Source organism: Acinetobacter sp. YH12099 (assembly GCF_013419195.1).
Lineage (GTDB): Bacteria > Pseudomonadota > Gammaproteobacteria > Pseudomonadales > Moraxellaceae > Acinetobacter > Acinetobacter towneri.
This window is the reverse complement of sequence record NZ_VPAP01000005.1, coordinates 14,235-39,873: the sequence shown is the minus strand read 5'-3', so window position 1 is coordinate 39,873 and position 25,639 is coordinate 14,235. Positions and strand designations below refer to the sequence as shown.

Annotated in this window: 27 protein-coding genes and 2 tRNA genes; 14 read left to right on the top strand and 15 right to left on the bottom strand. The window is 42.1% G+C overall.

The features are described from left to right. Positions 1–79 precede the first annotated feature (79 nt). The gene (locus FTU39_RS04710) at positions 80–397 is read left to right on the top strand and encodes a hypothetical protein (protein ID WP_180051792.1); all 318 of its coding nucleotides are present in this window, start codon (positions 80–82) and stop codon (positions 395–397) included. A 37-nt stretch (positions 398–434) separates the two neighbouring features. Here FTU39_RS04710 and FTU39_RS04705 read toward each other — a convergent pair whose 3' ends face one another. From FTU39_RS04705 to FTU39_RS04695, 3 genes are all read right to left on the bottom strand, one after another. Beyond that, positions 435–905 (bottom strand): Panacea domain-containing protein, encoded by a 471-nt coding sequence (locus FTU39_RS04705; RefSeq protein ID WP_180051791.1) that lies wholly within the window; start codon positions 903–905, stop codon positions 435–437. Beyond that, positions 898–1,944 carry a hypothetical protein gene (locus FTU39_RS04700; RefSeq protein WP_180051790.1) on the bottom strand — a complete coding sequence of 349 codons (1,047 nt, stop codon included), beginning with the start codon at positions 1,942–1,944 and terminating at the stop codon, positions 898–900. Before FTU39_RS04700 ends, FTU39_RS04705 begins: the two co-directional genes overlap by 8 nt. A gap of 67 nt (positions 1,945–2,011) precedes the next feature. Then, positions 2,012–4,363: a Tex family protein gene (locus FTU39_RS04695; protein WP_180051789.1), complete on the bottom strand. Its 2,352-nt coding sequence runs from the start codon at positions 4,361–4,363 to the stop codon at positions 2,012–2,014. 347 nt (positions 4,364–4,710) lie between these two features. Between FTU39_RS04695 and ompR the strand changes: the two genes are divergently transcribed. The 3 genes from ompR (at position 4,711) to FTU39_RS04680 (ending at position 8,936) form a co-directional block, all read left to right on the top strand. After that, complete coding sequence (gene ompR / locus FTU39_RS04690; protein ID WP_004974415.1) at positions 4,711–5,475, top strand: two-component system response regulator OmpR; 765 nt, start codon at positions 4,711–4,713, stop codon at positions 5,473–5,475. Between the two features lie 168 nt (positions 5,476–5,643). Continuing rightward, complete coding sequence (locus FTU39_RS04685) at positions 5,644–7,104, top strand: ATP-binding protein (protein ID WP_004974413.1); 1,461 nt, start codon at positions 5,644–5,646, stop codon at positions 7,102–7,104. A gap of 308 nt (positions 7,105–7,412) precedes the next feature. After that, entirely contained in the window at positions 7,413–8,936 is a 1,524-nt protein-coding gene (locus FTU39_RS04680; RefSeq protein WP_180051788.1) for an acetyl-CoA hydrolase/transferase family protein, read from the top strand. Between the two features lie 105 nt (positions 8,937–9,041). Here FTU39_RS04680 and FTU39_RS04675 read toward each other — a convergent pair whose 3' ends face one another. The 6 genes from FTU39_RS04675 to FTU39_RS04650 all read right to left on the bottom strand — a co-directional run bounded on the left by FTU39_RS04675 (position 9,042) and on the right by FTU39_RS04650 (position 12,583). Further along, a complete protein-coding gene (locus FTU39_RS04675; protein ID WP_004974410.1) occupies positions 9,042–9,437 on the bottom strand; it encodes a hypothetical protein in 396 nt (131 codons plus the stop codon). Positions 9,438–9,535: 98 nt separating this feature from the next. Next, the gene (locus FTU39_RS04670) at positions 9,536–10,270 is read right to left on the bottom strand and encodes a class I SAM-dependent methyltransferase (protein ID WP_154320240.1); all 735 of its coding nucleotides are present in this window, start codon (positions 10,268–10,270) and stop codon (positions 9,536–9,538) included. Positions 10,271–10,595: 325 nt separating this feature from the next. Then, the gene (locus FTU39_RS04665; protein ID WP_242769863.1) at positions 10,596–11,063 is read right to left on the bottom strand and encodes a hypothetical protein; all 468 of its coding nucleotides are present in this window, start codon (positions 11,061–11,063) and stop codon (positions 10,596–10,598) included. A 331-nt stretch (positions 11,064–11,394) separates the two neighbouring features. Beyond that, a tRNA-Phe gene (locus tag FTU39_RS04660) sits at positions 11,395–11,470 on the bottom strand. 134 nt (positions 11,471–11,604) lie between these two features. Next, positions 11,605–11,680 (bottom strand) — tRNA-Phe (locus tag FTU39_RS04655). Positions 11,681–12,205: 525 nt separating this feature from the next. Further along, positions 12,206–12,583, bottom strand: a complete 378-nt coding sequence (locus tag FTU39_RS04650) for a GNAT family N-acetyltransferase (RefSeq protein ID WP_096902643.1) — start codon at positions 12,581–12,583, stop codon at positions 12,206–12,208. A gap of 96 nt (positions 12,584–12,679) precedes the next feature. On the opposite strand from FTU39_RS04650, the gene hisB reads away from it, so the two are divergent. The 6 genes from hisB to FTU39_RS04620 all read left to right on the top strand — a co-directional run bounded on the left by hisB (position 12,680) and on the right by FTU39_RS04620 (position 17,258). Further along, a complete protein-coding gene (gene hisB / locus FTU39_RS04645) occupies positions 12,680–13,273 on the top strand; it encodes an imidazoleglycerol-phosphate dehydratase HisB (protein ID WP_096902642.1) in 594 nt (197 codons plus the stop codon). Then, the gene (hisH, locus tag FTU39_RS04640; protein ID WP_004974401.1) at positions 13,273–13,890 is read left to right on the top strand and encodes an imidazole glycerol phosphate synthase subunit HisH; all 618 of its coding nucleotides are present in this window, start codon (positions 13,273–13,275) and stop codon (positions 13,888–13,890) included. Before hisB ends, hisH begins: the two co-directional genes overlap by 1 nt. 248 nt (positions 13,891–14,138) lie before the next feature. Then, positions 14,139–14,609, top strand: a complete 471-nt coding sequence (locus FTU39_RS04635) for a DUF805 domain-containing protein (protein WP_004974398.1) — start codon at positions 14,139–14,141, stop codon at positions 14,607–14,609. A 169-nt stretch (positions 14,610–14,778) separates the two neighbouring features. Then, positions 14,779–15,456, top strand: a complete 678-nt coding sequence (locus tag FTU39_RS04630; protein ID WP_004974396.1) for a hypothetical protein — start codon at positions 14,779–14,781, stop codon at positions 15,454–15,456. 67 nt (positions 15,457–15,523) lie between these two features. Then, positions 15,524–16,255, top strand: coding sequence for a 1-(5-phosphoribosyl)-5-[(5-phosphoribosylamino)methylideneamino]imidazole-4-carboxamide isomerase (gene hisA, locus FTU39_RS04625; protein ID WP_004974395.1), 732 nt, complete (start codon positions 15,524–15,526; stop codon positions 16,253–16,255). A gap of 112 nt (positions 16,256–16,367) precedes the next feature. Continuing rightward, positions 16,368–17,258 (top strand): DMT family transporter, encoded by an 891-nt coding sequence (locus tag FTU39_RS04620; protein ID WP_228274487.1) that lies wholly within the window; start codon positions 16,368–16,370, stop codon positions 17,256–17,258. Between the two features lie 55 nt (positions 17,259–17,313). Here the strand turns inward: FTU39_RS04620 and FTU39_RS04615 are convergent, their stop codons facing one another. From FTU39_RS04615 to FTU39_RS04605, 3 genes are read right to left on the bottom strand one after another with little or no spacing between them, the layout of a single operon-like run. Continuing rightward, the gene (locus FTU39_RS04615) at positions 17,314–17,718 is read right to left on the bottom strand and encodes a hypothetical protein (protein WP_180051787.1); all 405 of its coding nucleotides are present in this window, start codon (positions 17,716–17,718) and stop codon (positions 17,314–17,316) included. 40 nt (positions 17,719–17,758) lie between these two features. Further along, complete coding sequence (locus FTU39_RS04610) at positions 17,759–18,388, bottom strand: DUF1294 domain-containing protein (RefSeq protein ID WP_179994019.1); 630 nt, start codon at positions 18,386–18,388, stop codon at positions 17,759–17,761. Between the two features lie 12 nt (positions 18,389–18,400). Continuing rightward, positions 18,401–19,351: a homoserine kinase gene (locus FTU39_RS04605; protein ID WP_154320233.1), complete on the bottom strand. Its 951-nt coding sequence runs from the start codon at positions 19,349–19,351 to the stop codon at positions 18,401–18,403. A 113-nt stretch (positions 19,352–19,464) separates the two neighbouring features. Here FTU39_RS04605 and hisF point away from each other — a divergent pair, with 113 nt between their 5' ends. Continuing rightward, complete coding sequence (hisF, locus tag FTU39_RS04600; protein WP_154320232.1) at positions 19,465–20,223, top strand: imidazole glycerol phosphate synthase subunit HisF; 759 nt, start codon at positions 19,465–19,467, stop codon at positions 20,221–20,223. Positions 20,224–20,579: 356 nt separating this feature from the next. On the opposite strand, the gene FTU39_RS04595 is transcribed toward hisF, so the two are convergent. Further along, positions 20,580–21,194 carry a hypothetical protein gene (locus tag FTU39_RS04595; RefSeq protein ID WP_154320231.1) on the bottom strand — a complete coding sequence of 205 codons (615 nt, stop codon included), beginning with the start codon at positions 21,192–21,194 and terminating at the stop codon, positions 20,580–20,582. A 127-nt stretch (positions 21,195–21,321) separates the two neighbouring features. On the opposite strand from FTU39_RS04595, the gene FTU39_RS04590 reads away from it, so the two are divergent. After that, positions 21,322–22,323 carry an AraC family transcriptional regulator gene (locus FTU39_RS04590; RefSeq protein WP_096902638.1) on the top strand — a complete coding sequence of 334 codons (1,002 nt, stop codon included), beginning with the start codon at positions 21,322–21,324 and terminating at the stop codon, positions 22,321–22,323. A gap of 153 nt (positions 22,324–22,476) precedes the next feature. After that, positions 22,477–23,139: an aquaporin Z gene (gene aqpZ / locus FTU39_RS04585; protein WP_154320230.1), complete on the top strand. Its 663-nt coding sequence runs from the start codon at positions 22,477–22,479 to the stop codon at positions 23,137–23,139. Between the two features lie 152 nt (positions 23,140–23,291). Here aqpZ and FTU39_RS04580 read toward each other — a convergent pair whose 3' ends face one another. Both FTU39_RS04580 and FTU39_RS04575 read right to left on the bottom strand, forming a co-directional pair. Further along, positions 23,292–23,537, bottom strand: coding sequence for a hypothetical protein (locus tag FTU39_RS04580; RefSeq protein ID WP_004974374.1), 246 nt, complete (start codon positions 23,535–23,537; stop codon positions 23,292–23,294). A 49-nt stretch (positions 23,538–23,586) separates the two neighbouring features. Further along, positions 23,587–24,663: a DNA/RNA non-specific endonuclease gene (locus FTU39_RS04575; RefSeq protein WP_004974371.1), complete on the bottom strand. Its 1,077-nt coding sequence runs from the start codon at positions 24,661–24,663 to the stop codon at positions 23,587–23,589. Between the two features lie 344 nt (positions 24,664–25,007). Here FTU39_RS04575 and FTU39_RS04570 point away from each other — a divergent pair, with 344 nt between their 5' ends. After that, a complete protein-coding gene (locus FTU39_RS04570) occupies positions 25,008–25,613 on the top strand; it encodes a hypothetical protein (protein ID WP_004974369.1) in 606 nt (201 codons plus the stop codon). Positions 25,614–25,639 lie beyond the last annotated feature (26 nt).

Sequence of the window (25,639 nt, the reverse complement as noted above, 5' to 3'; positions counted from 1 at the left end):
TAATCCTTTTAAAGACCTGTCTAATGACAGGTCTTTTTATGTTATAAAACCCCTCATTTTGAACAGTTAAAGTAAGACTATGCGGACCTTTTCCCTTATTCTGCAATATGGGTGTTTTGCCTTTGCCCTATTTCTGGGCTATCAGGTGGCGATGGCGCTGTATCATCAGGATTATGAGCTGATGGAATTGATTACCGATGTGGGCACGATTCTGATCTGTATTGATTTAGGGGTGTTTTTATTTTCCAGTAAAGCTGCCAATAAGCTGAGTTTGCAGGAATATGCCAAACAGCTGGAACAGCCGCCTACGCCACTGGTGAGTTTTACCCGCAAGCTGGGGCATTTGGGCATTATGCTGATTTTATGTAGCTGGATTGTGCCGATCATTAATTCATAAGAATTAAATGAAAAAACCTCCCGATCGGGAGGTTTTTTTAGAATCTAGCTTTTTTGTATTGATTCGCCAATTTGGGAAGATCCAAAAATGCATACCTTTCTTTTGATTTAATTGGATATGTAGAATACACATATTCAATAAATTCATTAAAATACATAGATTTAGTCTTTTCTATAACTAAATAAAGAATTTTTTCAACTTGCGTAGTCAAAATTATTTCATCTCTAGTACCAATAAATTGAATCACAGTCTTTACAGAACCAAATGCTGTTTGTTCATATGAAATTTGAAATTTATCATTATGGTTTTTTGCACATAGGTAAATATCATCGACATAAGGGCCATAGTGATTAAAATACCAATTGATTTGTGTAATTTGCTCTTCATATGCTAATGAATAGAACCAATCGGCCAAGTAAACCATTTTAGTTAATCTTGCATCAGATAGTTCCGAAGGATAAGGATAAGATATACAAAAGAAAGCTATCACATCAATTAATCTATTCATGAGCAGCTCCAACACCATTTATTTCTTTTAAAATTTCTTCTTCAATGTCGACTGAGTCAAGATCACCTTTAGCCTTCATCATCCCTATAGTATCGCATCTAATACCTTCCTTAACATATGAGGTCAAATGAACCTGGTGTTTAGCACAATAATCCCTAATTACACCAACCTTTTGAGTGGTAATAGGTCTTTTACTATCTATGGCTTCAAAAACAATAACACCTAAGGGTTGAATCTGATCTTTAATAGCAAAAGCTACATATTGACATGACTTCATTGTCAATCTTCGCGCTTTTTCCTCATCAAAACCATATTTATCTTCCATATATTGTAAGTATTTATCGGGAGTTTGATCATAAATCGGACAAGCAACTATATCTATACACTCTCCATGCTCCCAAGCCTGACTAATTACCCCTTTATTTTTTTCAAAAGAAATAGAATGCATATCATCAAATAAGGGATTTGCAGAATAACGACTCAAATAAAAAAAACTTCCGTTAGAATAAACAAAAATAGTGACCCTAAATTTACTATTATCTATTTTCATAGCAATCATAGTTGCTTTAAGCCAATTTTGTAGAAAATTGCTGTAGAGTTTAGAATGTTCTTGTTTAGCCTTCGTTAAATCTTCTGTTAACTTCCTTACCTTCTTTTGTTCGGTTTCTAATATCCTTTTAGCTTCACTACCTTTCATATCGTAATCATTTCGCAATTTTTCAAAAGATGACTTTATGTTTTCATTACTAATACTTAAATTCTCAAAATCTTGCGACTTATTAGAACGACCAAACCATACTAAACCAATACCAATTGCTCCCCAAAAATAAGGACTGCAAAATAATTCAATAATGCTATGATTTGAAAAATCCCATGAATAATAACTTGGTGATTTTATTGTTGTTGCTACTCCTGTAATAATCAAGGCACCTAAATATTCAGCAAATGTATAAACCCCTCTTGATACTACAATTGCTTTATTAATAAAGAATTGAGAGTCTCCGGTAAAACCAAAAGGTATTTTTTTATATTTTTTCATGAAACTACCATAAATATTAAAAAGCCCCCTTAACAGGAGGCTTTAATATAACTTAAAAATTCAAAGACTATTTCGAACCTTTAATCCCTGCTTGTAACAACAATGCACCTAAACCACCAATTTTATTTTCTTGTGGTTTAGCGGCTTGTGGTTTTTTCGCTTGTGGACGCTCAGTCTGAGGACGTGACTGCTGTGGACGTTTCGCTTGTGGCTTACGCTCTGTACGCTGTTCTTGATCACGACGTGGTGCACGCGCTGCTTTTGCAGGTGCAGCCGAACCTTCAGGACGCATCGATAAATTCACACGGTTACGCTCTACATCAACCTGCAACACACGCACTTGAACAATTTGACCTGGTTTCACCACTTTATGCGGATCAGCCACAAATTCATTGGCCAACTCAGAAATATGCACCAAACCATCCTGATGTACGCCCACATCCACGAAAGCACCAAAGTTGGTCACGTTGGTTACAACACCTTCAAGCTGCATGCCTTCAGTCAACTGCGCCACTTCAGTAATATCTTCACGGAATTTAGCCGTACGGAATTCAGGACGTGGGTCACGACCTGGTTTTTCCAATTCAGACAAAACATCCTGAATAGTTGGTAAGCCGACTTGCTCATCCACAAATTCTTCAGCATTCACCGAACGGATAATTTCAGTATTACCAATAATATCTTTAACCGTAGTCGCTTTAGCAGCCACAATTTTTTCTACCAAACCATAAGATTCAGGGTGAACAGCTGAGGCATCTAAAGGCTCAGAACCTGCTTGAATACGCAAGAAACCTGCGGCTTGTTCAAAAGTACGCTCGCCTAAGCGTGGTACGTTTTTCAAGGCTTGGCGGTTATCAAAACGACCATGTTCTTTACGGTAATCTACAATTTGCTGTGCAATTGATTTATTCAGACCTGCGATATAACCCAAAATTGCTGAAGATGCCGTATTGACATCAACACCCACCGAGTTCACACAGTCTTCGACCACGGCTTCTAAGGTTTTTGCCAAACCTGCCTGATTCACATCATGTTGATACTGACCCACACCAATTGATTTTGGATCAATTTTTACCAATTCTGCCAATGGGTCTTGTAAACGGCGGGCAATAGACACTGCACCACGAATCGACACATCCAGTTCAGGCAATTCTTGCGATGCCAACTCTGAAGCTGAATATACCGATGCACCTGCTTCAGATACAGATACACGCGTCAATTTTAAGTCGCTGTGTGCAGCCATCATTTCTGCCACCACCGCTTCAGTTTCACGGCTTGCAGTCCCGTTACCAATCGCAATTAAATCAACATGGTGCTCACGGCATAAACGTGCTATCTCTTCAATCGCGCCTGCTTTGTCTTCTTTAGGTGCAAATGGATACACCGTGCTATGTGCAACTACATCACCAGATTGGTTCACCACAGCCAGTTTGACACCTGTACGGATACCAGGGTCTACACCCAGCGTACAACGTGCGCCTGCAGGTGCAGAGAGCAATAAATGACGCAAGTTTTCTGCAAAGACATCCATCGCTTCAGCTTCGGCAGCCAAACGCTTTTCAGTCAATAATGAATGTTCGATTTGTGGACGCACTTTGCCCAACCAGAACAATTTTGCCGTTTGCTTTAAAAAGTCCTGACGTGCTTGCGGCTGAATCTGATCTAAATTGTATTCAGTTTCAATACGTGCCAAAGGCGCACTGTCTTCACCATCAACTTTTAAACCCAAGACGTTTTCTTGGCGACCACGCAACATCGCCAATAGGCGATGTGAAGGCACTTTGTTGAGGTTTTCTGAAAAATCGAAGTAATCACGGAATTTTTTGCCCACTTCTTTTTTCTCTTCAGAAGCAACCAAGCTTTTTAATACCGCTGTTTTGGCAAAAATTTCTTTTAATTCTGTGGTTAAGGCAATATTTTGTGCCCATTCATCAATCAGAATGTGTTGTACCGCATCTAGCTGACTGTCTGCATCAGGATAGTCTGCATGACTAAAGCCTGCTAAAGCTTCGCTTGGCTCAACCTGTTCTGCAAAAATTTGCGCTGCAATTGGGCCTAAACCTGCTTCTTTAGCTTTAAACGATTTACTGGTGCGTTTTGGACGGTAAGGCGCGTAAATTTCTTCTAAAGCATTTTTGGTTTCAGCAGCGTTAACCCGTGCCAATAAATCATCAGATAATTTATCTTGTTCTTTGAGTGATTCTATTACTTTTTCGCGACGCTCATATAAATCACGTAAATACGATAAACGTGTATCGAGCTGACGTAGCTGCGTGTCATCTAAACCTTGCGTCACTTCTTTACGGTAACGTGCAATAAATGGAACGCTAGCACCTTCATCAATCAGTTTGATGGCAGCTTCTACTTGATTTGGTCGTACGGCAAGTTCTTTTGCTAACTGCTGAACTAAGTCAGTCATCGTGTGTGATCCTACAAGGATAAGTACTAAAAGCCATGATTATAAAGACCAAGACTATAAAATCCACAATTGTTTTATGAATTTTATAAATGGTGGTGTTTTGGCGATTTTTGCCAATTCGGCAAAATTTTATAAATCTAAATAAAATTCAGGCTGATGTTAGACTTAAACGGGCAAATATGTCAGTTTTTAACAGGGGAATGCTGTATATATTTGGTATCTATGTCTTGATTTTATCTGCAATATTTGTTGCTTTAGAGCATATGCAAAAGATACCAATGAATCGTATACTCAAAGCCAACTCAACTTTTTGTTTACGATGACAATAAAGAATAAAGGAGCACATCATGAGTTTAGTTGTACCTGCTGAAAAAACAGATACCGTACACAGCGAAACTGACCGCGTTGAACGCATTCTCGTTGTGGATGATGATGTGCGTTTACGTACCCTGTTACAACGCTTCTTGGAAGATAAGGGCTTTGTGGTTAAAACTGCCCACGATGCAACACAAATGGATCGTTTGTTACAGCGTGAACTGTTCTCTTTAATCGTGCTTGATTTTATGCTGCCTGTTGAAGATGGTTTAAGTATTTGCCGTCGTTTACGTCAATCTAACATCGACACGCCAATTATTATGCTGACGGCTCGCGGCAGTGACTCTGACCGTATTGCAGGACTTGAAGCAGGTGCAGATGATTATTTACCAAAACCGTTTAATCCAAATGAGCTGTTAGCGCGTATTCGTGCTGTATTGCGTCGTCAAGTGCGCGAGGTACCAGGTGCACCAAGTCAGCAAATGGAAGTGGTTGGTTTTGGCCCATGGTCACTAGATTTATCGACCCGTACTTTGACACGTGAAGGTCAGGTCGTGACCCTAACTACAGGTGAATTTGCAGTACTCAAAGCGTTGGTACAACATCCTCGTGAGCCTTTAACCCGTGACAAGTTAATGAATTTGGCGCGTGGTCGTGAATGGGGTGCGATGGAGCGTTCGATTGATGTTCAGGTTTCACGTTTACGTCGTTTAATTGAAGAAAACCCTGCCCGTGCACGTTATATTCAAACGGTTTGGGGTGTCGGTTATGTATTTGTTCCAGATGGTGCGGAATAAGTTGAAAATGATGTGAGGCTTCAGCCTCACATCTTCATGCAATGATCAACATTTATGCACACCGATCATTGTGCTAGATTTAAAGAACAGACATTCCAATAACAAGTATATTCATCATAAAATTTCACTCACTAAATTCGCTTTACAACCTCTGCCACAGGACAAGATGTGAAACTCGAACCCATCGACCCACAAGAATTTACCGACTATGTGGCGTATTCTGAAAAGAAACGTACCCGCTGGGAGCGTTTTCTGGACAAAATCAAACCACGCTCTGCAGCCATGCGCACCACGGTACTGGTGGTTTTTGTGGTGTTGTTTAGCCTGTTTATGTCGTTGTGGTTCTTTTGGCGCACCTTGTATTTACCTGAAATTCAACAACACGCCCGCTATTTAGCGGTTGAACTGGAAATTTTAAACAATCCAGATTTGCGCATTTTTCACAATGAAGCCGAAGTCGATGTCGATGCGTGGCTTAAAAATCGGGTCGGCATTGAATATGTAACCGATCCACGTGAGTTTCCTAATGTACGGGAAAAAGTCATTGCAGAGTTTTTTACCCAACAAATAGAAAAGAAACTGGCAACTGAATTAAAAATGCAGGATGTCACGGTCTATTTCCAGTTCAAACCAAGCCCGCGTATTTGGATTCAAACCCCAGAAATGAATGGCAACTGGGTACGTGAACCCCTTAAAACCTATGCCAACTACAGCCCTGAATTGGTCTTTGGCTGGCTTTTGGGTATTCCACTGTTAGCTGCAGCAATTATTTTAACTCTAGTACGTCAGCTGAATCGTCCTTTGCGTCGTCTGCAAAATGCCGCCAATAGCTACAGTAAAACAGGCAAAGCACCTTATTTAGAAACCAATCACGGTCCGCAGGAAATTCGTGAGGTCAACCAAGCCTTTAATCACATGATTTATACCTTGGAACAGACTGAACGTGACCGTCGTATCATGTTGGCAGGTATTTCACACGACCTGCGCACGCCACTGACACGGATTCGTTTAAGTGCCGAAATGATGCCCGATGATGATTTTTTAAAAGAAGGCTTAATTTACGATGTAGAAGATATGGATGCGATTTTAAATCAATTCATTTCTTATATGCGTGATGGTTCCGATGAAGAATTACAAGAAACCGATTTAAATGTTTTGCTGCAGGAATTGATTATTCAGTTTAAACCGTTGGATATTCGCTTTAACGCACAAGAATTACCTTTAATTCAGGCGCGCAGTTTGTCGCTGAAACGTCTGATTGGCAACCTGATTAATAACTCGAAACGCTATGGTGCAGAGCCAATTGAGTTGTCTGCAGAAGTGCTGGATGAACACATTCGGATTAGCGTGGCAGACAACGGTACAGGCATTCCAGAAGACCAAATTGCCGATTTAATGCAGCCTTTTGTACGCGGCAATGAAGCACGTACTGTACAAGGCAGTGGCTTAGGTTTGGCAATTGTAAAACGTATTGTCGATATTCATCAGGGCGAGCTCACCATTCAAAACCGTGAACACGGTGGTCTTGAAGCCATCATTACCCTGCCGTTACAACCTGAAATCGTTGAAGAAAAAAATAATGTTGGCACGCTGGAAAAAATCAAACAAAGTTTGAGTGAACACTTCTAAACGGCTGACGCTTTTGATCTCTATCTGGCTTGCTATATACCAATTTCAGACCAACAGCAAATCGGATGGACGATCAAAGTAAAAAATTCAGATGGTGCATATCAAAATTGTATAAAAATATATCAAACAAATTGTAATATTTACCTTTTGATATATAAATAAACGATTAAATTCAATTATTTATGTATTATTTTATATTTTTATACCACCATTTAGGCAAAAAATTAGACCTTAGCCTAACACCTATGCAAAATACCTTTTTTGATCGGTACAATCGGTATCAGTCTAGTATTTTACGAGAGTTCGCCATGTCTTTAGATCGCATCCGTTTAGCCTCCCTCCACGACAAAGTAATCAGCGCAGAACAAGCTGCTGAATTCTTTCAAGATGGTATGACCGTAGGTATGAGTGGCTTTACTCGTGCGGGTGAAGCAAAAGCTGTTCCACTTGCATTGGTGGCACGCGCTAAAACCAACCCTTTAAAAATTGACTTAATTACTGGCGCAAGTCTTGGTAATGATTTAGACAAGCAATTGACTGAAGCAGGTGTTTTGGCTCGTCGTATGCCGTTCCAAGTAGACAACACCTTGCGTAAAGCAATTAACCAAGGTCAAGTTATGTTCATTGACCAACACTTGTCTGAAACTGTTGAGCAAATGCGTAACAACACGCTAAAACGCCCAGACATCGCGATTGTTGAAGCAGTTGCAATTACTGAAGACAGCTTAATTATTCCAACAACTTCTGTAGGTAACTCTGCAAGCTTTGTTGAATATGCAGATAAAGTCATTATCGAAATCAACACCACTGTAAGCACAGAATTTGAAGGCCTACACGACATTTATATTCCTGAAGCACGTCCAACACGTGGTCCAGTGCCATTAACTCACGTTGAACAACGTATTGGAACCAAAGGTATTCAGTTAGACCCTGCAAAAGTTGTGGGTATTGTATTTAACGATACCTTGCTTGACTCTCCATCTAACGTGACCAATCCAGATGACGAAACTCAAGCAATTGCAGATCACTTGATCGCATTCTTTGAAAACGAAGTAGCACAAGGTCGTTTACCGAAAAACTTGGCACCTTTACAAGCAGGTATCGGTTCAATTGCAAATGCAGTATTAACAGGCTTCAAACACTCTAACTTTGAAGACTTGGTGATGTACTCAGAAGTACTCCAAGACTGTACGTTTGAATTGATTGATGCAGGCAAAATGAAGTTCGCTTCTGGCTGTTCAATGACTTTGTCTGAAAAATGTGGCGATCGCGTATTTGGTAATCTTGCACACTACAAAGACAAATTCATTTTACGTCCACAAGAAATCTCTAACTTCCCTGAGTTAGTACGTCGTTTAGGCATCATTGGCATTAACACTGCACTTGAGTTTGATATTTACGGTAACGTGAACTCAACCCACGTATGCGGTACCAAAATGATGAACGGTATTGGTGGTTCAGGTGACTTCGCGCGTAACGCACACTTGGCGATTTTCGTGACTAAATCAATTGCGAAAGGCGGTGACATTTCATCTATCGTTCCAATGGCTGCGCACGTAGACCACAACGAACACGACGTTGACATTTTGGTTACTGAGCAAGGTTTAGCAGATTTACGCGGTCTTGCACCACGTGAACGCGCTCGTGCGATTATCGACAACTGTGTACACCCAATGTACCGCAATGCATTGAATGATTACTTTGAGCGTGCATGTGCAAAAGGTGGTCACACTCCTCACCTACTTCGTGAAGCATTATCTTGGCATGCAAACTTCGAAGAACACGGTCACATGTTGACTCCTGCACAACAAGAATCTGCGCAACCAGCATAATTCGCGTGCAATAAAAAACGCCCTGATTTTTCAGGGCGTTTTTTTATGTCTTAAGTTTTTATGTCTTAGATTGTCACAAGGTCATTTGCGACAACGCACTCCATTTTACTCAAATGCCAAAGCTTTAAATTCATCTATAAAATGCTGCCCTAACTGGCGTAAACCATCCACACTGAGTGTGGTTTCAATCACACCCAAAGACACCACATCACGTTGAATTTGCAGCACAGTTTGACCTTGCGGGTTGATATAAAAACGAGAACCCAAAGTTGCAAATTTGCTTGCTAAGTCTAGGTTTTGTTCAGCTCGAACTTGATTTACCACATCTTGCGCGGTAAAACGGTATTGATCATGCAGCAAATTTAAGCTGTTGGATTGCCCATATTCTGCACTTAATGCACAATCATCCAAGACCTGTAAAGGCTGATCAAGATTGGCAAAAGCAGTCGCAGGGAGACTCAGCGCAAGACTGAATAAAATAGGGAGAGAAAATTTTAACATTGGACACCTCGCACATAGGTAAATTACACCTGTGGAGAAACATCCTTTTTTCACCAACTTATATTTTAAGTTCAAAAATCACTCAATACATTGACTTTTTATACCAAGCGACCTAAACGCAGCAAAACTGGAAACTGAATTTCCAAGCCCTGAGCAGGTTGCTGCTGCAACAATTGTTGTAATTCAAGCAAGGGCGTATCAGTATGTTGCTTTAAATAATGCTGCAGTCCCGACCAAGTGTTTAAATAATTCAGCAATTGTGCTGCCGACCAACGATATTTCAGGCAAAGTTCGGGTGTCACGATTTCTTGAAATGGGAAAGGAATCGTGCGATATAAGTCATCAATATAACGACGTTCAGCATCCCAACAACCTTTTAAGGTCTGAAAATACAAGCGTTGAATTGCGGTATTCACCTCAGGATCTACAGCTTGAATCAGACCGTAGCCCACCGCAGCAAATATTCCACTCGGTTTTAGCACCCGATGCACTTCGGCATAAAAGGCATCAAAATTGAACCAGTGAATCGCTTGTGCAACGGTAATTAAATCCACACTCGCATCTGCCAATCCGCTGTCTTGCGCCAAGCAGATACGATAACTCACATTTGCCCACTGCGGTGCCAAATCCAACTGTGCTTGACTTAAATCTGTGGCTAAAATCTGCTGAAAATGTGGTACCAATAACTGGGTAAACTGCCCCGAACCGGCACCACAATCCCAGGCAAAAGTTCGTTCAGGTACATGCTTTAAAATTTCCTGGACAATTTCTGCAGAATAAGCCGGACGGGCCTGTTTATAGCGCAAGCTGTCATCAGAAAACAGATCTTTCATTTAACGATGCTCATAATATTTATAAATTTAATCAATGACCTGATCAATTCTAAAACTGGTCTGGGCAATGAGCACCCGCTGATCATTCAATTGATAATATTTAACATCGTATGGAGCCAATTTCCAGCTCTGGGCAGGATTAAAACTGACCCGGTGGTTCCCGACTGGCTGAGCATATAACGGAGTAATGATCTCTGAAGAACATGACTAGCTCACAGGCTGAAAACAGCCCCAATTTTCAACTGCGCAGGCATTTGCCACTTTCTCGCGGCGGCAAATATAGGCTTCGCTGGCAAAGCTAAGGATTTTTTCAAAAGAAAAATGATTACTTTTTCGGTGTCGGTAGCTCAGGTACAGAAAAATTATTTATAGAATGTTCAATCGCACCAATGCTGACATTTTTCAGGTCGAGCTGTATATGCATATCACGATCGATGGGCTGCATACTGTTGCTACGGTTTATACCAAAGGGTTGCAACATAATATACAAGCCTTGTGTAGGATCACTCGACTGTAAACCCTGAGCAATACTCAATACATACTGTTGTAGAAAGGGCGATAACGAATTTAGGTCGGGTTGTGCTTGTAAGGGCTGAATTTCCAGATTGGCAACCACATGGCTGTCGATCATAAAGTTTTGTGCTTCACGTGAATTACGAATAACTTGATGCTGTAAAGCACGGAGATTTTTTTCATCATTCTGATACGGCACAATCCCGGTTTCTGTACGTAACTCTGGCTCGGCCAGTACGTGCAGGGTGGGTAAGGTCACCGCGTCATCCGCGTGGACCATCATGCTCCATGGACAGCCCAATATCAGCAGCAAAGGATATATTTTTATAAATTTCATAAACTTGTCTCGCAACGTAATTTCAGGACAATGCAGTTTTACACCATGCAAGAAAAAAATTTTTCACTGCAACCGTATACGTTTTATAGCCTACCTGAAAATCAATTTTGGCTCACCTTGACTCGGATAAACGGTCTTTTTCACTTTCTTAAATCTATTATGGGTATGCAATTTTTCTTGGAATTTTAATGCGCTTTGCATGTAATTATAATTCTCTATGACCAACCTAGAGGCGAAAAAAAAACCTCAAACAGTGTTTGAGGCTTTTTGAATATGGTGGCGAGACCCAGGATCGAACTGGGGACACACGGATTTTCAATCCGTTGCTCTACCGACTGAGCTATCACGCCAATGCCGTGTATTAAGCCGTATCTCGGCTGAATAGTCAATAAAAATCATCACTTTTTTATTTGATCGCATAAATTTTATGCAAAAAAAATCCCTGATGGGATCAGGGATTGAAAACGTTTAACCGTTTTGAATATGGTGGCGAGACCCAGGATCGAACTGGGGACACACGGATTTTCAATCCGTTGCTCTACCGACTGAGCTATCACGCCAATGACGCGTATTAAACAGTTTCAGCTGTAAATCGTCAATAGTCTTTTTCGCTTTTCAGTGCAAATGTTTACTTTTACAGCAACCTCATTCTATTTCTGCTGAAATATCACCCAAAAATTTAAAAATGAGTTCTTTTCCAATTAAATTTTGACAAACTTCCGATACGCGAATGTGGGGCACGGATGCCCCACGTTACCCATCACGACAAGGATGTCGTGTATGGGTAACAAAAGACTTTTGCCTACTTTGGGTCTTGCCAAAGTAGGAAGATGCCTACGCAAAGCTATTTAAACCTTAGCTAAAAATTGTGGCTGTGCAAGCACAAAAAACAATATAGGATTTAGATAAACTTCTTTCACAAATCCGATTAAAACCATACTTCAATCCCCCATCATCCTCTTACGGAAGATATTCCTCATCCCTGAGCCATATATGGCGCAAGAGAAGGGATTTTCGATACTAATTTAATTTTGACCTATACGGATAAACTGAAAAGACAGACACAACGTCAGCTTTTTAAAAACTCACAACTTACCCAAATGCGCCAAACAACGATGAATCGCACCACAACCCGGCTGAAAGTGCTGCACACCTTTGGCTTCTTCCATACGGCACACCTCACTCACCAAACGATCTGCCACACCTCGACCACGGTTTGCAGGATGCACCACAATATATTCAAGCGTACGATGATCATCTTGCCCTGTGCACCAAATCGCACCAATCACTTTAGTATTAAATTCTGCCGTGTAAAGTAGGGTATACTGAGCCAAGTTCTGCTCAAGTTGGCTTACCGCATCTTGCCCATCGCCAAATTCAGGGCTGGTATCATACAGTCGCTCAAGCTGGCTGCGCACTTCGGTATTTTCCAGTGAAGTATAGGCATGTACGGTAATAGGCATTGATTAACCCTCCTGAGCAATCTAATATGCTGAGACTTCGTCACAGCGAAAACATTTTACATCAATCATTTTTGACGTTTTTTGAGGAACGTGTCTATGACCCAACGTATCAGTGAAGTGGTGAGAAATACCAACGAAACTAAAATTCGAGTTCGTGTGAATCTGGACGGTACGGGTCAAGGCACACTCAACACTGGAGTTCCATTTTTAGACCATATGATTGATCAAATCAAGCGACACGGTTTGTTTGATATTGATATTCATTGTGATGGCGACTTGGAAATTGATGATCACCACACTGTAGAAGACTGTGGTATCACGCTTGGACAAGCTTTTGCTCAAGCTTTGGGCGATAAAAAAGGTTTACGACGCTACGGTCACTTTTACGCACCACTTGATGAATCTTTAAGCCGTGTGATTGTCGATTTATCGGGTCGTCCGGGTTTATTTATGGATATTCCATTTACCCGCGCACGTATTGGTACTTTTGATGTGGATTTATTCTCAGAATTCTTCCAAGGCTTTGTCAACCATGCATTAATGACACTGCACATCGACAACCTCAAAGGTAAAAACAGCCACCACCAAATTGAAAGCGTATTTAAAGCATTTGCACGTGCTTTACGCATGGCATGTGAAGTCGATCCGCGTGCTGAAAATACAGTGGCATCAACCAAAGGAACACTCTAATGACCCGAATTGCCCTTCTTGACTATGGCATGGGAAATTTACACTCTGCAGCGAAAGCTTTAGAGCATGTGGGTGCAACGGTAGATGTGACCAATGACCCAAAACTGATTGCACAAGCCGATAAAATTGTGTTTCCAGGTGTGGGTGCTATGCGTGATTGTATGCAAGGCATGCATGAAGCTGGCATTGATGACGTGGTACGCAACGCGGTCTTTAATAAACCTGTACTTGCAATTTGTGTAGGCATGCAGGCGCTGATGCAACATTCCGAAGAAAATGGCGGAGCAGATGCACTGGGCATTTTTGCAGGTACAGTCAAACGCTTTCCTGAAGTAGCAGGTTTAAAAGTGCCACACATGGGTTGGAATCAGGTACATCAACGTGACCCGAGCCACCCTATGTGGAACAACATTGAACAAGATGCGCGTTTTTACTTCGTGCATAGTTTTTATGTTGAACCGCAAGATGAAAAAATCGTGGCCGCGACCTGTGATTATGGTTTAACTTTCTGTACAGCCCTGCATCAAGACAACTTGTTTGCAACGCAGTTCCACCCAGAAAAAAGTCACACTGTTGGTTTGCAGTTACTAAAAAACTTTGTGGAATGGAATATCTAATATTCAGGATGCTTCAATCAATAAAGCCGAGTTAATCTCGGCTTTATTTTTGCGTGAATGTTTTTCACTTTTATTGCACATTGATTTGTGTTTAAAATTAAAGCGTTTTTTATACCTTTTATTCAAAATAAACTGAGAGTCTGTCGATAATTGGTCTATGTTTGCGATGTGAGAGAGATATCTCACAAGATTTTTGAGCAAATATACGGTATGCGACAGAAAATTCAAAAAATCTAGGAATTACAACAATGAGTCAATATGTAGAAGATTCTGCACTCAGTGCAGCGGGGCGTTTTGGTCGATTATCATTTTTAGCGTGGAACTGTTTGCTCAGCTTGGGGCTTGCAGTACTGATTGCAATTATTGCCGTTGTTGCACCCAATTTATTGCTAGAGCTCGGCTCTGGCTCTATGGGCATCGGCATGATCTTGCTCGTGATCATTTATATCGTTGCGTTCTATTTTAGCTTTATTTTCACCATCCGCCGCTTGCATGACCGCAATCATACTGGCTGGTTATCTTTGCTGATTTTGGTGCCTTTGGTGAATATTATTATGGGTTTATATTTGGTATTTGCACCTGGCGATGATCGTCAAAATAGCTATGGTGCGGTACGTGAAACTGCAGGTTGGGAAAAAGTACTGGCTTGGATTTTTATTGTGCTGATGATTTTGGCGATTATTGGCAGCTTCTTGTCAGGTATATTCAGCAACGTCTAAGCAAAAATATTCCACTTGGTTGATATTTCGAAATAGCCCATCTATTGGGCTATTTTTTCAGGATATTCGCTGCAATCTTTGTCCTGCACAGCATTTTCAATCTTTTAAACTTTGCCAAATTCCGCAAAACGCTTTAGGCTAAAACCGCTTCTTTACCGCTTTGAATGTTATGGATCTCACTCGTCTGCGTACCCTGCCTAGCCCTGATGAAATTCGGCAATTGCCACTGTTTGAAAATATTGCGCGTCAAAATATTGTACTGATTCAAAATCTAGAGCAATGTCTAGCAATTGAAGCTGAACTGAAAACCGCAGCTGTCTTGGGTTTCGATTCTGAATCTAAACCCACGTTTAATGTAGGCGAAGTTTCTACAGGCCCGCATTTAATTCAGCTCGCAACCTTAGAAAAAGCCTATCTATTTCAGCTCAATGATGACATTTGGCAATTTTTGCAGCCAGTTTTTGCCAATCGCGATCAAATTAAAGTAGGTTTTGGGCTGAAAAATGATGCCCATTTATTTCGTAAAAAAGGTATACAACTGAATAGCGTGATTGAACTATCCAAATGTTTTGGCAGTTTTGGTTTTAAAAGTCCGCTTGGGCTTAAAAATGCCATGGCATTATTATTTCACGTTCATTTCCCTAAAAGCCGAAGTATCAGCACCTCAAACTGGGCATGCAAACAGCTCAGTGAAGCACAAATTGCCTATGCTGCCGCCGATGCCTACGCACCTGTGTTGATATTTGAAGAATTGGGGCGTTTGGGTCTATTGCCCGAGCATATCCCAAACAGTTCACTCAAATTGCGGATTCGTCCCTCTAAAACAAAACCTACAACAGATGCTTAGATATTTAACAATACTTTGTTAAGATGCACAGATTGAATTCAATAAGTTTTTGGCAAGGAGCGAAAGCATGCTGATCATCCCTGCAATTGACCTGAAAGATGGCAAGTGTGTTCGTTTAAAACAAGGTCGTATGGAAGATGATACTGTATTTTCTGACGATCCAGTGGCAACAGCACAACACTGGGTAAATGAAGGCGCGCGTCGCTTGCATTTAGTCGATTTAAACGGCGCTTTCGCAGGTACGCCAATTCATAAACCTGTGGTTGAAGCGATTGCAAAATCACAACCGGATCTTCCAATTCAAATTGGTGGCGGTATTCGTTCACTCGAAACCATCGAACACTATTTGGATGCAGGCGTATCGTTCGTGATTATTGGTACCAAAGCCGTACAAGAGCCTACTTTTGTAGAAGAAGCCTGCAAGAAATTTGCAGGACACATCATTGTCGGCATTGACGCCATGAATGGCATGGTGGCTACTGATGGTTGGGCCAACGTCACAGACGTGAAGGCAACAGATTTAGCTAAGCGTTTTGCCGATGCAGGTGTATCTAGCATTGTTTATACCGATATTGCCCGTGATGGCATGATGCAAGGTGTGAACGTAGAACAAACCGTAAACTTGGCGCAATATTCAGGCTTACCTGTGATTGCTTCTGGCGGTGTGACCAATTTAGATGACGTACGCAACCTAAAAGGTCAGCCTGGCATTTTAGGTGCGATTACAGGTCGTGCAATTTACGAAGGCACGTTAAGCCTGCGTGAGGCACAGTTGCTTTTAGATGAGCAATCTTTGTAATTCTGCCGCGTATTTTTAAAGAGGTCTGCGGACCTCTTTTTTATTTTGATTTTATTTTACTCATTTTGAGTTTTCTTCATCTCCCACTGGTTCTATGTCTCAGCTTTCACCAATGCTTCGCAGCAAAGCGCCGCAACTGGCGCTCATTTTGATTACCTTAATTTGGGGTGCAACCTTCATTACCGTGCAATACGGTTTGAACTTCAGCAGTCCAGTACTGTTTGTAGGCTTACGTTTTGCCGCAGCCACGTTGGCCGTGGGGCTGATTTCATGGCGAAGCTTACGTGGTTTTAGCATCGATGAACTCTATGCAGGCTTTGCCATAGGCGCAGTCATTGCGCTAGGTTATGTCACTCAAACCATTGGCTTACAAAGTATCAGCAGTAGCGAATCGGCCTTTTTAACGGCGCTGTATGTCCCGCTTGTACCGCTATTGCTGTGGTTATGCTTTGATCAACGTCCGCATGTCATGACTTGGTTGGGTGCTATTTTGGCATTTGTAGGCTTGGTCTTTTTAACAGGCAATGGCTTAGGCGCAATTCAGTTAAGTTTTGGACAAGCCATTACTTTAATCGGTTCAATTGCGATTGCCTTTGAAATTATTTTAATTAGCTATTTTGCCAATCGGGTCAATTTAAAGCGCGTTACCCTCATCCAACTGGGTTGTGCATCGTTATTGTGTTTTGCGATTGCACCATGGGTTGGAGAAACTCAATTGCCCGAATTTCAGTGGTCACTCCTTGCTGTTTTGCTCGGCTTAGGCATTGCCAGTGCCGTGATTCAATTGGTGATGAACTGGGCGCAACGACAAGTAGACCCTGCGCAAGCTGCTATTATTTATGCAGGTGAGCCTGTTTGGGCCGCATTGATTGGACGTTTGGCAGGCGAGCGCTTGGCAGTTCTGGCGTTGTTCGGTGGACTACTGGTGGTTTTAGGCGTGCTGGTCAGCGAATGGCGACCAAAATTTTTAAAACGAAACACATCATCCCAAAAAGTTGAATGAACAGCATCTAGGCAAGATCGCTCAAAACATCTTAAAAAGACGAACGAACGTGAATTTAATGATACATCGGTAAATTATCATTCACGCGAATTAAACCGCGTATAGCACGGTAAACAATCCATAACCACGAAATAGCAACCACTGCGATACAGAAAAGTGTCGCAGCCAAAGTCATACTGGCAAAGCTTTGCGCATCTGGACTAAAGAACACCAAAAAGAACGGCACAAAGGCCACAATATTCCAAAACAGATACCACCAGAAGCTGCGAATTTGCCAAGTAAAATGACTGGCAAAAATTGAACCTTGTACATCACTACGTTTTAAATAGTTGATGATTAAGGCAATAATGGCCAATATCCCCGCAGAAAAAATCGCCACGATATACAGCACATATAAAATCATGGTCAATGAACGATGTGGGTCTTGATCTACTGAATATGAATGCTCTGCTTCTGACATAATGCACCTGACAAGCCTGTTACTGGAACAATATTCCCAATTAGATACTGAGCTGATTCAACGGAGAAATTAACCATAAAATCAGCAAGATATTTAAGCCTATCGTACAAAAATAAATCTTACCAAAGGGTTGTTTTTGTGTTTTATGGCGTAATTTTTGTTGTGCTAACCATGCTGCAGGCCAGCCCCCTAAAAAAGCCACGATATGCAAATTATTTTCAGGAATACGACGCCCGCCCTGCTGTGCAGCTTCTTTATCTTGTGCATACAGCCAATAACTCAGCGCATTCATCAAACTGATGAATAATAACAACATGCCGCTGAGCAATCCCAACAGCGTCAGCAAAGCCAAAGCAACAATATAAGCCACACATAATATTTGCATCGGCTGCATTTTTTGCGTGATGTTGGATGTTTTCGCACTCACAGCAGATGCCTTTGCTGCTTTGGTCTGCGAAGCTTTTAAATACACCGCTTGCTGTGCTCGGTAACGTCCGCGCTCATCCACAGTTACGGTATATTCCAAGGCACAGCCCACAATTGGACGTGGCCCTTGTCGGGCGAAGTCCTTAATGTGTAAAAACACGCGATCTTTTTGGTGGTCATTCGGCTGAATAAACCCATAACCCTGCTCATCAAACCATTCGACTAAACGCCCTTGATCACGCATGTTCTATATCCCTCAAGCTGTCACAAACTTTAAGCGTTCAATCAGCATATTCCGCATTTCATCTGGATTTTTCTGCAAAATATCTGCGCCTGTCCGCCCTTCTGCCGCATTTTTAGCAGCCACCTGCAAACGCATTAACCAAAAACGTCCTGCCGCCATTGCCAAATACAGTTCCAAACAGGCTTTTTCGTCTTGGGTTAAAGGACGCACCGTTTCGTAGGCATTTAAAAATGCAATCGCCTTGCTTTCATTTAAGCTCAGCTCAGGAAAATCGGTACAAAAATCATTCAGCGTAATCGCAATATCAAACAGCAATTCATCTTGATTTAATTCATAAAAATCTAAAATGCCTTGCAACTGATCATCTGCAAACAAGGTATTGTCACGGAATAAATCCGAGTGAATAAAACCTTTGGGACGCTGCGGATAGACTGCGGTTAAAGCTTCATACAAGCCCAAAAGTTTGGACAGTAAGGCTTGATCGGCCACATGCATGCTTGGTTTTAATTGGCGTGCGACCCCTGCCCAATAAGCATGATCACGTACATGATCGCGCTGCAAAGGAAAATTTTGTAAGGCCACATGCATTTTGGCTTGTGCAATCGCAATCGCTTCCACTTGCGCCACTGTTGCCAGTGTCGGATGCTGCCCAATTAAACGCGGTGCAATTTGTGCAGGTTTTTCTTTTAATTGGTGAATGGCTTGTCCCGAATAGGATAAAGGCACTGCCACAGGCAAACCCGCTTGCCCCAAATGCTGCAATACAGGAATTAATTCACCTGCCGCTTGCTGATCTAATTCTTCAAAAATGGTCAGCACGTACTCGTTTTGATTGTCGCAGCGCAAAAAATAATTGGTATTTTGAATCCCCCCTTGAATGGGAATCAGCTCGACCACCTCCAATCCATAAGGCGCTGCAAAGACCTGAACTTCCTTTAAAGTCAAAGGAGTATAAACCGACATAGAAAACCTGCGAAAAACCTGAGCTAAGTTTGATAGAATACCCGCTCCATCTGCCAAGGTGTAGCGCTTGTGTGGGTGAGTTTCATAATCGGCTGTAATAATTGGAAAAATTTATGCTAGCGAAACGTATTATTCCTTGCCTAGACGTAGATAATGGTCGCGTGGTTAAGGGCGTGCAATTCCTTGATATTCGTGATGCGGGCGACCCTGTCGAAGTGGCGCGTCGTTATAATGAACAAGGTGCCGATGAAATCACCTTTTTAGACATTACCGCTACCCATCATGGTCGTGATACGACTTATCGTACCGTAGAACGTATGGCAGAAACCGTGTTCGTGCCCCTCACCGTTGGTGGTGGCGTGCGCAAGGTTGAAGACATTCGCCTATTATTGAACGCAGGTGCAGATAAAGTCAGCATTAACTCTGCAGCCGTGTTTAACCCAGAATTTGTGCAAGAAGCCTCACAACGTTTTGGCGCACAATGTATTGTGGTTGCTATTGATGCGAAAAAAACGGGTGATAACAAATGGGAAATTTTCACCCACGGTGGTCGTAAACCCACTGGTATTGACGCAATTGAATGGGCTGTGAAAATGGCGGACTACGGCGCAGGTGAGTTGTTGGTCACCTCAATGGATGCCGATGGCACCAAAGCAGGCTATGACTTGGCGCTCATGCGTGCCATCAATGACCGTGTAATGGTACCTACCATTGCTTCTGGCGGTGTAGGTAATTTACAGCACTTGGCAGATGGTATTTTAAAAGGCGGTGCCGATGCGGTACTGGCAGCCTCAATTTTCCACTTTGGTCAGCATACCATTCCTGAAGCCAAACAATATTTGGCAGCACAAGGCATTGAAATGCGTTTGTAAAATCATAGTGCAAACGAACTGTGAAAAGTGCAATCTGAAGATTGCACTTTTTTTAGCTTAAAATTGAAGTAAAGGTAAAATTTAGGCAGAAAAAAAGGAGTCCGAAGACTCCTATCAACTCAAAAAACCACAGCGCTGAGGTTCTTTTATCTTTTTAAATAGACTTATAAAAAAATAATCAACAAAATCAATTTATCATCACACAATATTCAACCGAAACATCCGTGGATATTTCACTGCACACAATATACGCAGAGCTTTAGCTGAAATATTGACCAAAAACACCAAAAACATTGACCATTTGCGACAAGACTTGCCCAAGCTGTCAGTACAAACCTTCATTTGCTGCAATACAGTTAAGATAACTGCTCTGCCACAGCTAATTTTTTCTCGACCCATTTGGCAGGAAAATATGCAGCAGACAGATGGTTTAAACCCTGTGCAATCACCCGAGGTAAGGCAATGCCTAACGGATTTTGCTCCTGTAAGGCAGGTGCTGAAATGACTCGCGTTCCTAAAATATAATCAAACCACGGTTTGGTCACGCACCAGTTCGCATCCTGATTGCTGTTCATGTGATGGTCATAATGCCACGGAATTTTCTTAACTGCCCACTCTGGCTCTAAATGCGCACGACGGTGAATATAATAATAATTCGCAGCACTATATAGCGCAGCCAAACTCATACCCTTAGAAATTGGATAGAACACGCCACTGGCCACCGTTGCCACCACAGCCAAAGACACAATTTCATTTTTGGTACGCCAGTTGCGAATCCCTTCGACATAGCCATGATCGTGAAAACTGGTTTTACGCACTTCACGATGATGTTCCCAATGTGATTTCATACTTTCAGGCACAGGACTATAACGGCGCTGCCCTGCTCGATGCGTTCCGTGCAAAATATATTTATGTGCCACCCATTCAAAACCATTGGCAACCACCAAACCTGCTAGAAATCCTTTCCACATCGCTATTTCTCCTTAAACACAGGACATCTTGACTCTGATGTTCACTATAGGCATGTGAGATTGACTAGATCTTGACCAAAAAAATCAATATCATTGACAAATGACGACAAAAATAAACCGATAACACATGCAACAATTCAAAGAATATACGGGCTCGGTCTATGGTGGCTTAGGGCATTTATTGATGTGCTATTACCAAGCAAAAAAGCTGCCCATTCCAGAAAAATTACATCAGATTCAAAATCTGGAACGTTTTGATTATGCCCTCTGGCGTGACTTGCTCAGCACTTTGGAGCAACAATTACCACAACCTGCTTTGGGTTTGGAAATTGCCAAATACGTGCAGCCCAAACATTTAGGCATCATTGCGTATTTAGCCTTGTCCTGTGATCATCTGGGTGAAGCATTACAGCGTTACCACGATTTTCATCGCTTGATTTACGATGGTGGCCCGTTGCAGGTCGAAGCACAAAACGATTACTTATCCATTCGTTGGTCAGAATTATCCGTGCACATGACCACACAATTAACCGATGAAATTGCCATTGCCTTGATGATGGAATTTTTGAAGCACTTTATGCAGTTTGAAGATATTTGCCTGCACGAAGTACATTTTCATCATCCTGCGCCTAAAAATATTGCACTGTATGAGCAGTATTTTCATTGCAAAGTGCGTTTTTCTCAGCCAATTACCCAAGTGTTGCTGCCTGTTTCCGAACTGGCAAAACCCTTTCATCAGGGCGATCAGACCTTACAGCATTTATTGTTGCAACAGGCACAAGCCTTATTGGAAAAGCTACCGAATAGCACCCAAACCGATCAGCGTTTACAGCAAGCCATTTTGACGGGGCTGCAAAAAAATATGTATCAAATTGAACATATTGCTCAGCAATTACATATTTCTGTACGTCAGTTGCAACGTCATTTGCAACAGCAAGGCACGACCTACCAAAAACGCATGCAGGAAGTACGCTGTTTATTGGCAGAACAATATTTACAAGACCCACATTTAAGTCTGCAAGAAATTGCGCTATTGCTGGGTTATTCAGAACAAAGTGCCTTTCAGCGTGCGTTTAAACAATGGACGCAGCACACACCACAACAATGGCGGATGCAACGTGCTTCATGATTGCTTCTTTTTACTTTAATTTATGTTAAATTCATCACAATATCGATCTAAAATGCGATAAATTTAATTGAAGTTTGATCAATTAACTCAAAAAATAAGCACTGGAGAATCAAATTGAATAAGTATTTCGCAGAACTGGCTGGCACATTCTAGCTGGTATTTGGTGGTTGTGGTAGTGCGGTATTGGCTGCAGCTTTTCCTGAATTGGGCATTGGTTTTGTGGGGGTATCCCTCGCGTTCGGTCTGACCGTATTAACCGCGGCCTATGCACTTGGGCACATTTCAGGTGGTCAATTTAACCCTGCAGTCAGTATTGGTTTGTGGGCAGGTGGACGTTTTGAAGCCAAAGAACTCGCACCGTATATTATTTCACAAATTATTGGTGCGACTCTGGCCGCACTGGTGTTGTATCTGATTGTACAGGGTCAGACAGGTTTTGCAGGCACAGGCGGTTTCGCGACCAACGGTTATGGTGATTTATCTCCAGGAAAATATGCCCTCAGTTCAGTATTATTGATTGAAGTGGTACTCACTGCTGGCTTTTTGATGGTGATTATGGGTGCAACCGCCAAACGTGCACCTGCAGGTTTTGCTCCAATTGCAATTGGTTTGGCACTGACCTTAATCCATCTGATCAGTATTCCTGTAACCAATACTTCCGTGAACCCTGCACGTAGTACAGGTGTGGCGTTCTTTGCTGAAACTGCAGCACTCAGCCAGCTTTGGGCTTTCTGGGTTGCACCGATTGTAGGTGCGGTGATTGGTGCGGTGATTGGTGCGGTGCTGTATCGCGCTATGGCAAAAGCTGAAGACTGATCTTCAAAACTTTAAATCCACAGCTTTTCAAGATGTCTGGGATTTATCTAAAAACACACAAAACAACAAAGCCCGTTCAAGCGTTTGAGCGGGCTTTTTAATGGCTTAGATGAGCAGATTAAAGTAGATTTAATATCTTGAGATGGCATCCATTATAAAAATGGATTTTCAATTTCACCCGCTTCGGGACGATCTAACTTTTCAGGCAGATTCGGAGTCTGCTCCAAAGTTGCAACAACTTCATTCAAAAAAGCCTGTAGTGCTTTGGCTGCCTGTAAACCCGCCTGATCTTTGCTGATTTGCAAATTGCCATACACATTGATGCAATCTAAATCATTTTCTAAGGTTAAGTCATGAATCGCATGTGATTCAGTCCCATTTTGAAACGGTTTAAACATTGAATTCACCTTAGCATGAAGGATGCAATATCCATCATCTTAACCCAGTTTAAGATTTCAACAACTGTAAAATATATTGCAATAAAGCTTCAATCAATTGCTTCACAATTGCATCTTGGGTATCTGCATCAATGCTAGCACCCGATGCAGGACTACTGCCTGAGCGTTTAAATTCGGTTTGCAAGGCTTGTAATTGCTCAGCAGATACATCTTCTGCGCACTGGCTTTCTGCATCCCAATGTGAGTAGGCAATCGGTGTATTGGCTTTTACAGCATTTGCAGTCAAAGGCAATTTATAGGTATTGCGCTTTTGTTCTTCACTTAATTGTGGGAATAAATTAATGCCCAACTGTTCTTCTAAATAGCAGACACTCACCACTTGCACCTGTAACGAGTCGTTATTGGGCGCGTAATAAGCCCCTATCGCGCCTGTTTTGGGCATATACACAGCTTTATACACCGCAGTCGGCACAATAACGCCCTGCCCAATGGTTTTTAGACGCTTGGCATTAAAACTTGGCCCCGTAATCACATACACATCTTGCTTTTGCTTAGTCACCACCGCTCGGGTGGCTTCTTCAAGTTCACGCCAGACCTGCTGATTATTTTTAGGGGCTTGCGGCACCATATTTGCCAAAGAAAAACTGTCAAACTGAGCTGCCAAGTTGGTCATGTCGGCATTCGGTGCCATGTGTCCACGGTCATAACCCGAACCACGATAATCCAGCAAAGTCGCACGATGCTCGGCTTTGACGCGCGGTTCTTCGTGAAAGTTATCTTCACGTGGAATCCGCTGACTCAAACGCGCTGGTGTTAAGGCTTCTGCCACCCATAACGGGGTTTTGGATACCCCTGAATACATCACATTAAAGTCATTAAAACACAGCGGATAGCTGTCTTTTTGCAGGCTATTTTTCAGTAAATAGGGCGGCGTTTCTCGATAGAACTGGGTTAGGCAAGCACTATTTCCTGAACTCGGCACCAGTGAAGTCCACTGGCTAATTTTTTCTTGACCAAAAGCAATCACAAAACTCCCTGTTGCCACTACACCGAGTAGCACTTTCAAGCTGTTTTGATTGAAAATTTGAGTCCAAATGTTGTTGGAATTGCGCCGTTTTCTTGCCATAACCGTTACTGTGACTTCGCTCTAAATCCGCAGAGTTTGCCCGAGCTTAACAATCCACTCACAGCTTGTATATGAAGCACCTCTTGTTCGTCTAACAATTAAACAAAACCCGCGCCATAACACCACAAAAGCCATACACAGCCTGAGTTTTAAGCACTTTTGACATCAGTCTAGATCAAGTTTGGTAGATTTGATTGCATCCGTTTTAGCGAATCTGCCAAGCTAAATACACCTTAAAGACATCGCTCAGCGACACCCAAGCGCATTGCGCTGCTCTAGCTGGATGTCATTGACGATTTAAATTGGTTTTAACTTTATTTTTGCGATTTTTGATGGAGAAATACATGCGTTTTCATCTTTTTGCTTGTGCTTTGGTTGGTAGCAGTATCAGCATTTCTGCCTTTGCCGAACCACCCATTCAAGCAGGTGATACTTTAGAAAGTTTATCTAAAGTCAAAATAAGCACCACGATTAATGGGCAAGCAGGCTCACTACAAGAATTAATCGCCAATGGTCAGATACGCATTGTACCGAGTACAGATACAAACTTAACAAGTCCAGCAGAAAATATAGCGCAACAGCCTGCAAACCAAATTTCAGCCGAACAAGCCAATCTGGCTCAAGACAATGTACCGATGACGATGCCTGTCGGGACTGAATCCGAACTGCAACACGCAGCGCAGGCAGAGCAAGTGAGCGAACAACACATACAAGCCACCTCTGCGCCATTATTGTCATCTTCAGCCGATTTACCTGTAAATGCTGGCGATGATGTGGATGTCACCGCAGAAGCGCTAAATGCTGCACCACAAAACCCTGCTGCATCTGAACAAGCAGCAGTCAATCTGCCCACGACTGAACGGCTTGAAACCACAGCACCTGCGGCACAGGGCGCAGATGTAAACGATATAGATTTAAGCCATCTACAACCAAGTGATACGGAACAATAAGATCTGTTTAAAACCAATCTTGAGCT

Coding starts and splice junctions, on each gene's coding strand:
- FTU39_RS04710 (WP_180051792.1), top strand. CDS start 80: ATGCGGACCTTTTCCCTTATTCTGCAATATGGGTGTTTTGCCTTTGCC.
- FTU39_RS04705 (WP_180051791.1), bottom strand. CDS start 905: ATGAATAGATTAATTGATGTGATAGCTTTCTTTTGTATATCTTATCCT.
- FTU39_RS04700 (WP_180051790.1), bottom strand. CDS start 1,944: ATGAAAAAATATAAAAAAATACCTTTTGGTTTTACCGGAGACTCTCAA.
- FTU39_RS04695 (WP_180051789.1), bottom strand. CDS start 4,363: ATGACTGACTTAGTTCAGCAGTTAGCAAAAGAACTTGCCGTACGACCA.
- ompR (WP_004974415.1), top strand. CDS start 4,711: ATGAGTTTAGTTGTACCTGCTGAAAAAACAGATACCGTACACAGCGAA.
- FTU39_RS04680 (WP_180051788.1), top strand. CDS start 7,413: ATGTCTTTAGATCGCATCCGTTTAGCCTCCCTCCACGACAAAGTAATC.
- FTU39_RS04675 (WP_004974410.1), bottom strand. CDS start 9,437: ATGTTAAAATTTTCTCTCCCTATTTTATTCAGTCTTGCGCTGAGTCTC.
- FTU39_RS04670 (WP_154320240.1), bottom strand. CDS start 10,270: ATGAAAGATCTGTTTTCTGATGACAGCTTGCGCTATAAACAGGCCCGT.
- FTU39_RS04665 (WP_242769863.1), bottom strand. CDS start 11,063: ATGGTCCACGCGGATGACGCGGTGACCTTACCCACCCTGCACGTACTG.
- FTU39_RS04650 (WP_096902643.1), bottom strand. CDS start 12,583: ATGCCTATTACCGTACATGCCTATACTTCACTGGAAAATACCGAAGTG.
- hisB (WP_096902642.1), top strand. CDS start 12,680: ATGACCCAACGTATCAGTGAAGTGGTGAGAAATACCAACGAAACTAAA.
- hisH (WP_004974401.1), top strand. CDS start 13,273: ATGACCCGAATTGCCCTTCTTGACTATGGCATGGGAAATTTACACTCT.
- FTU39_RS04635 (WP_004974398.1), top strand. CDS start 14,139: ATGAGTCAATATGTAGAAGATTCTGCACTCAGTGCAGCGGGGCGTTTT.
- FTU39_RS04630 (WP_004974396.1), top strand. CDS start 14,779: ATGGATCTCACTCGTCTGCGTACCCTGCCTAGCCCTGATGAAATTCGG.
- hisA (WP_004974395.1), top strand. CDS start 15,524: ATGCTGATCATCCCTGCAATTGACCTGAAAGATGGCAAGTGTGTTCGT.
- FTU39_RS04620 (WP_228274487.1), top strand. CDS start 16,368: ATGCTTCGCAGCAAAGCGCCGCAACTGGCGCTCATTTTGATTACCTTA.
- FTU39_RS04615 (WP_180051787.1), bottom strand. CDS start 17,718: ATGTCAGAAGCAGAGCATTCATATTCAGTAGATCAAGACCCACATCGT.
- FTU39_RS04610 (WP_179994019.1), bottom strand. CDS start 18,388: ATGCGTGATCAAGGGCGTTTAGTCGAATGGTTTGATGAGCAGGGTTAT.
- FTU39_RS04605 (WP_154320233.1), bottom strand. CDS start 19,351: ATGTCGGTTTATACTCCTTTGACTTTAAAGGAAGTTCAGGTCTTTGCA.
- hisF (WP_154320232.1), top strand. CDS start 19,465: ATGCTAGCGAAACGTATTATTCCTTGCCTAGACGTAGATAATGGTCGC.
- FTU39_RS04595 (WP_154320231.1), bottom strand. CDS start 21,194: ATGTGGAAAGGATTTCTAGCAGGTTTGGTGGTTGCCAATGGTTTTGAA.
- FTU39_RS04590 (WP_096902638.1), top strand. CDS start 21,322: ATGCAACAATTCAAAGAATATACGGGCTCGGTCTATGGTGGCTTAGGG.
- FTU39_RS04580 (WP_004974374.1), bottom strand. CDS start 23,537: ATGTTTAAACCGTTTCAAAATGGGACTGAATCACATGCGATTCATGAC.
- FTU39_RS04575 (WP_004974371.1), bottom strand. CDS start 24,663: ATGGCAAGAAAACGGCGCAATTCCAACAACATTTGGACTCAAATTTTC.
- FTU39_RS04570 (WP_004974369.1), top strand. CDS start 25,008: ATGCGTTTTCATCTTTTTGCTTGTGCTTTGGTTGGTAGCAGTATCAGC.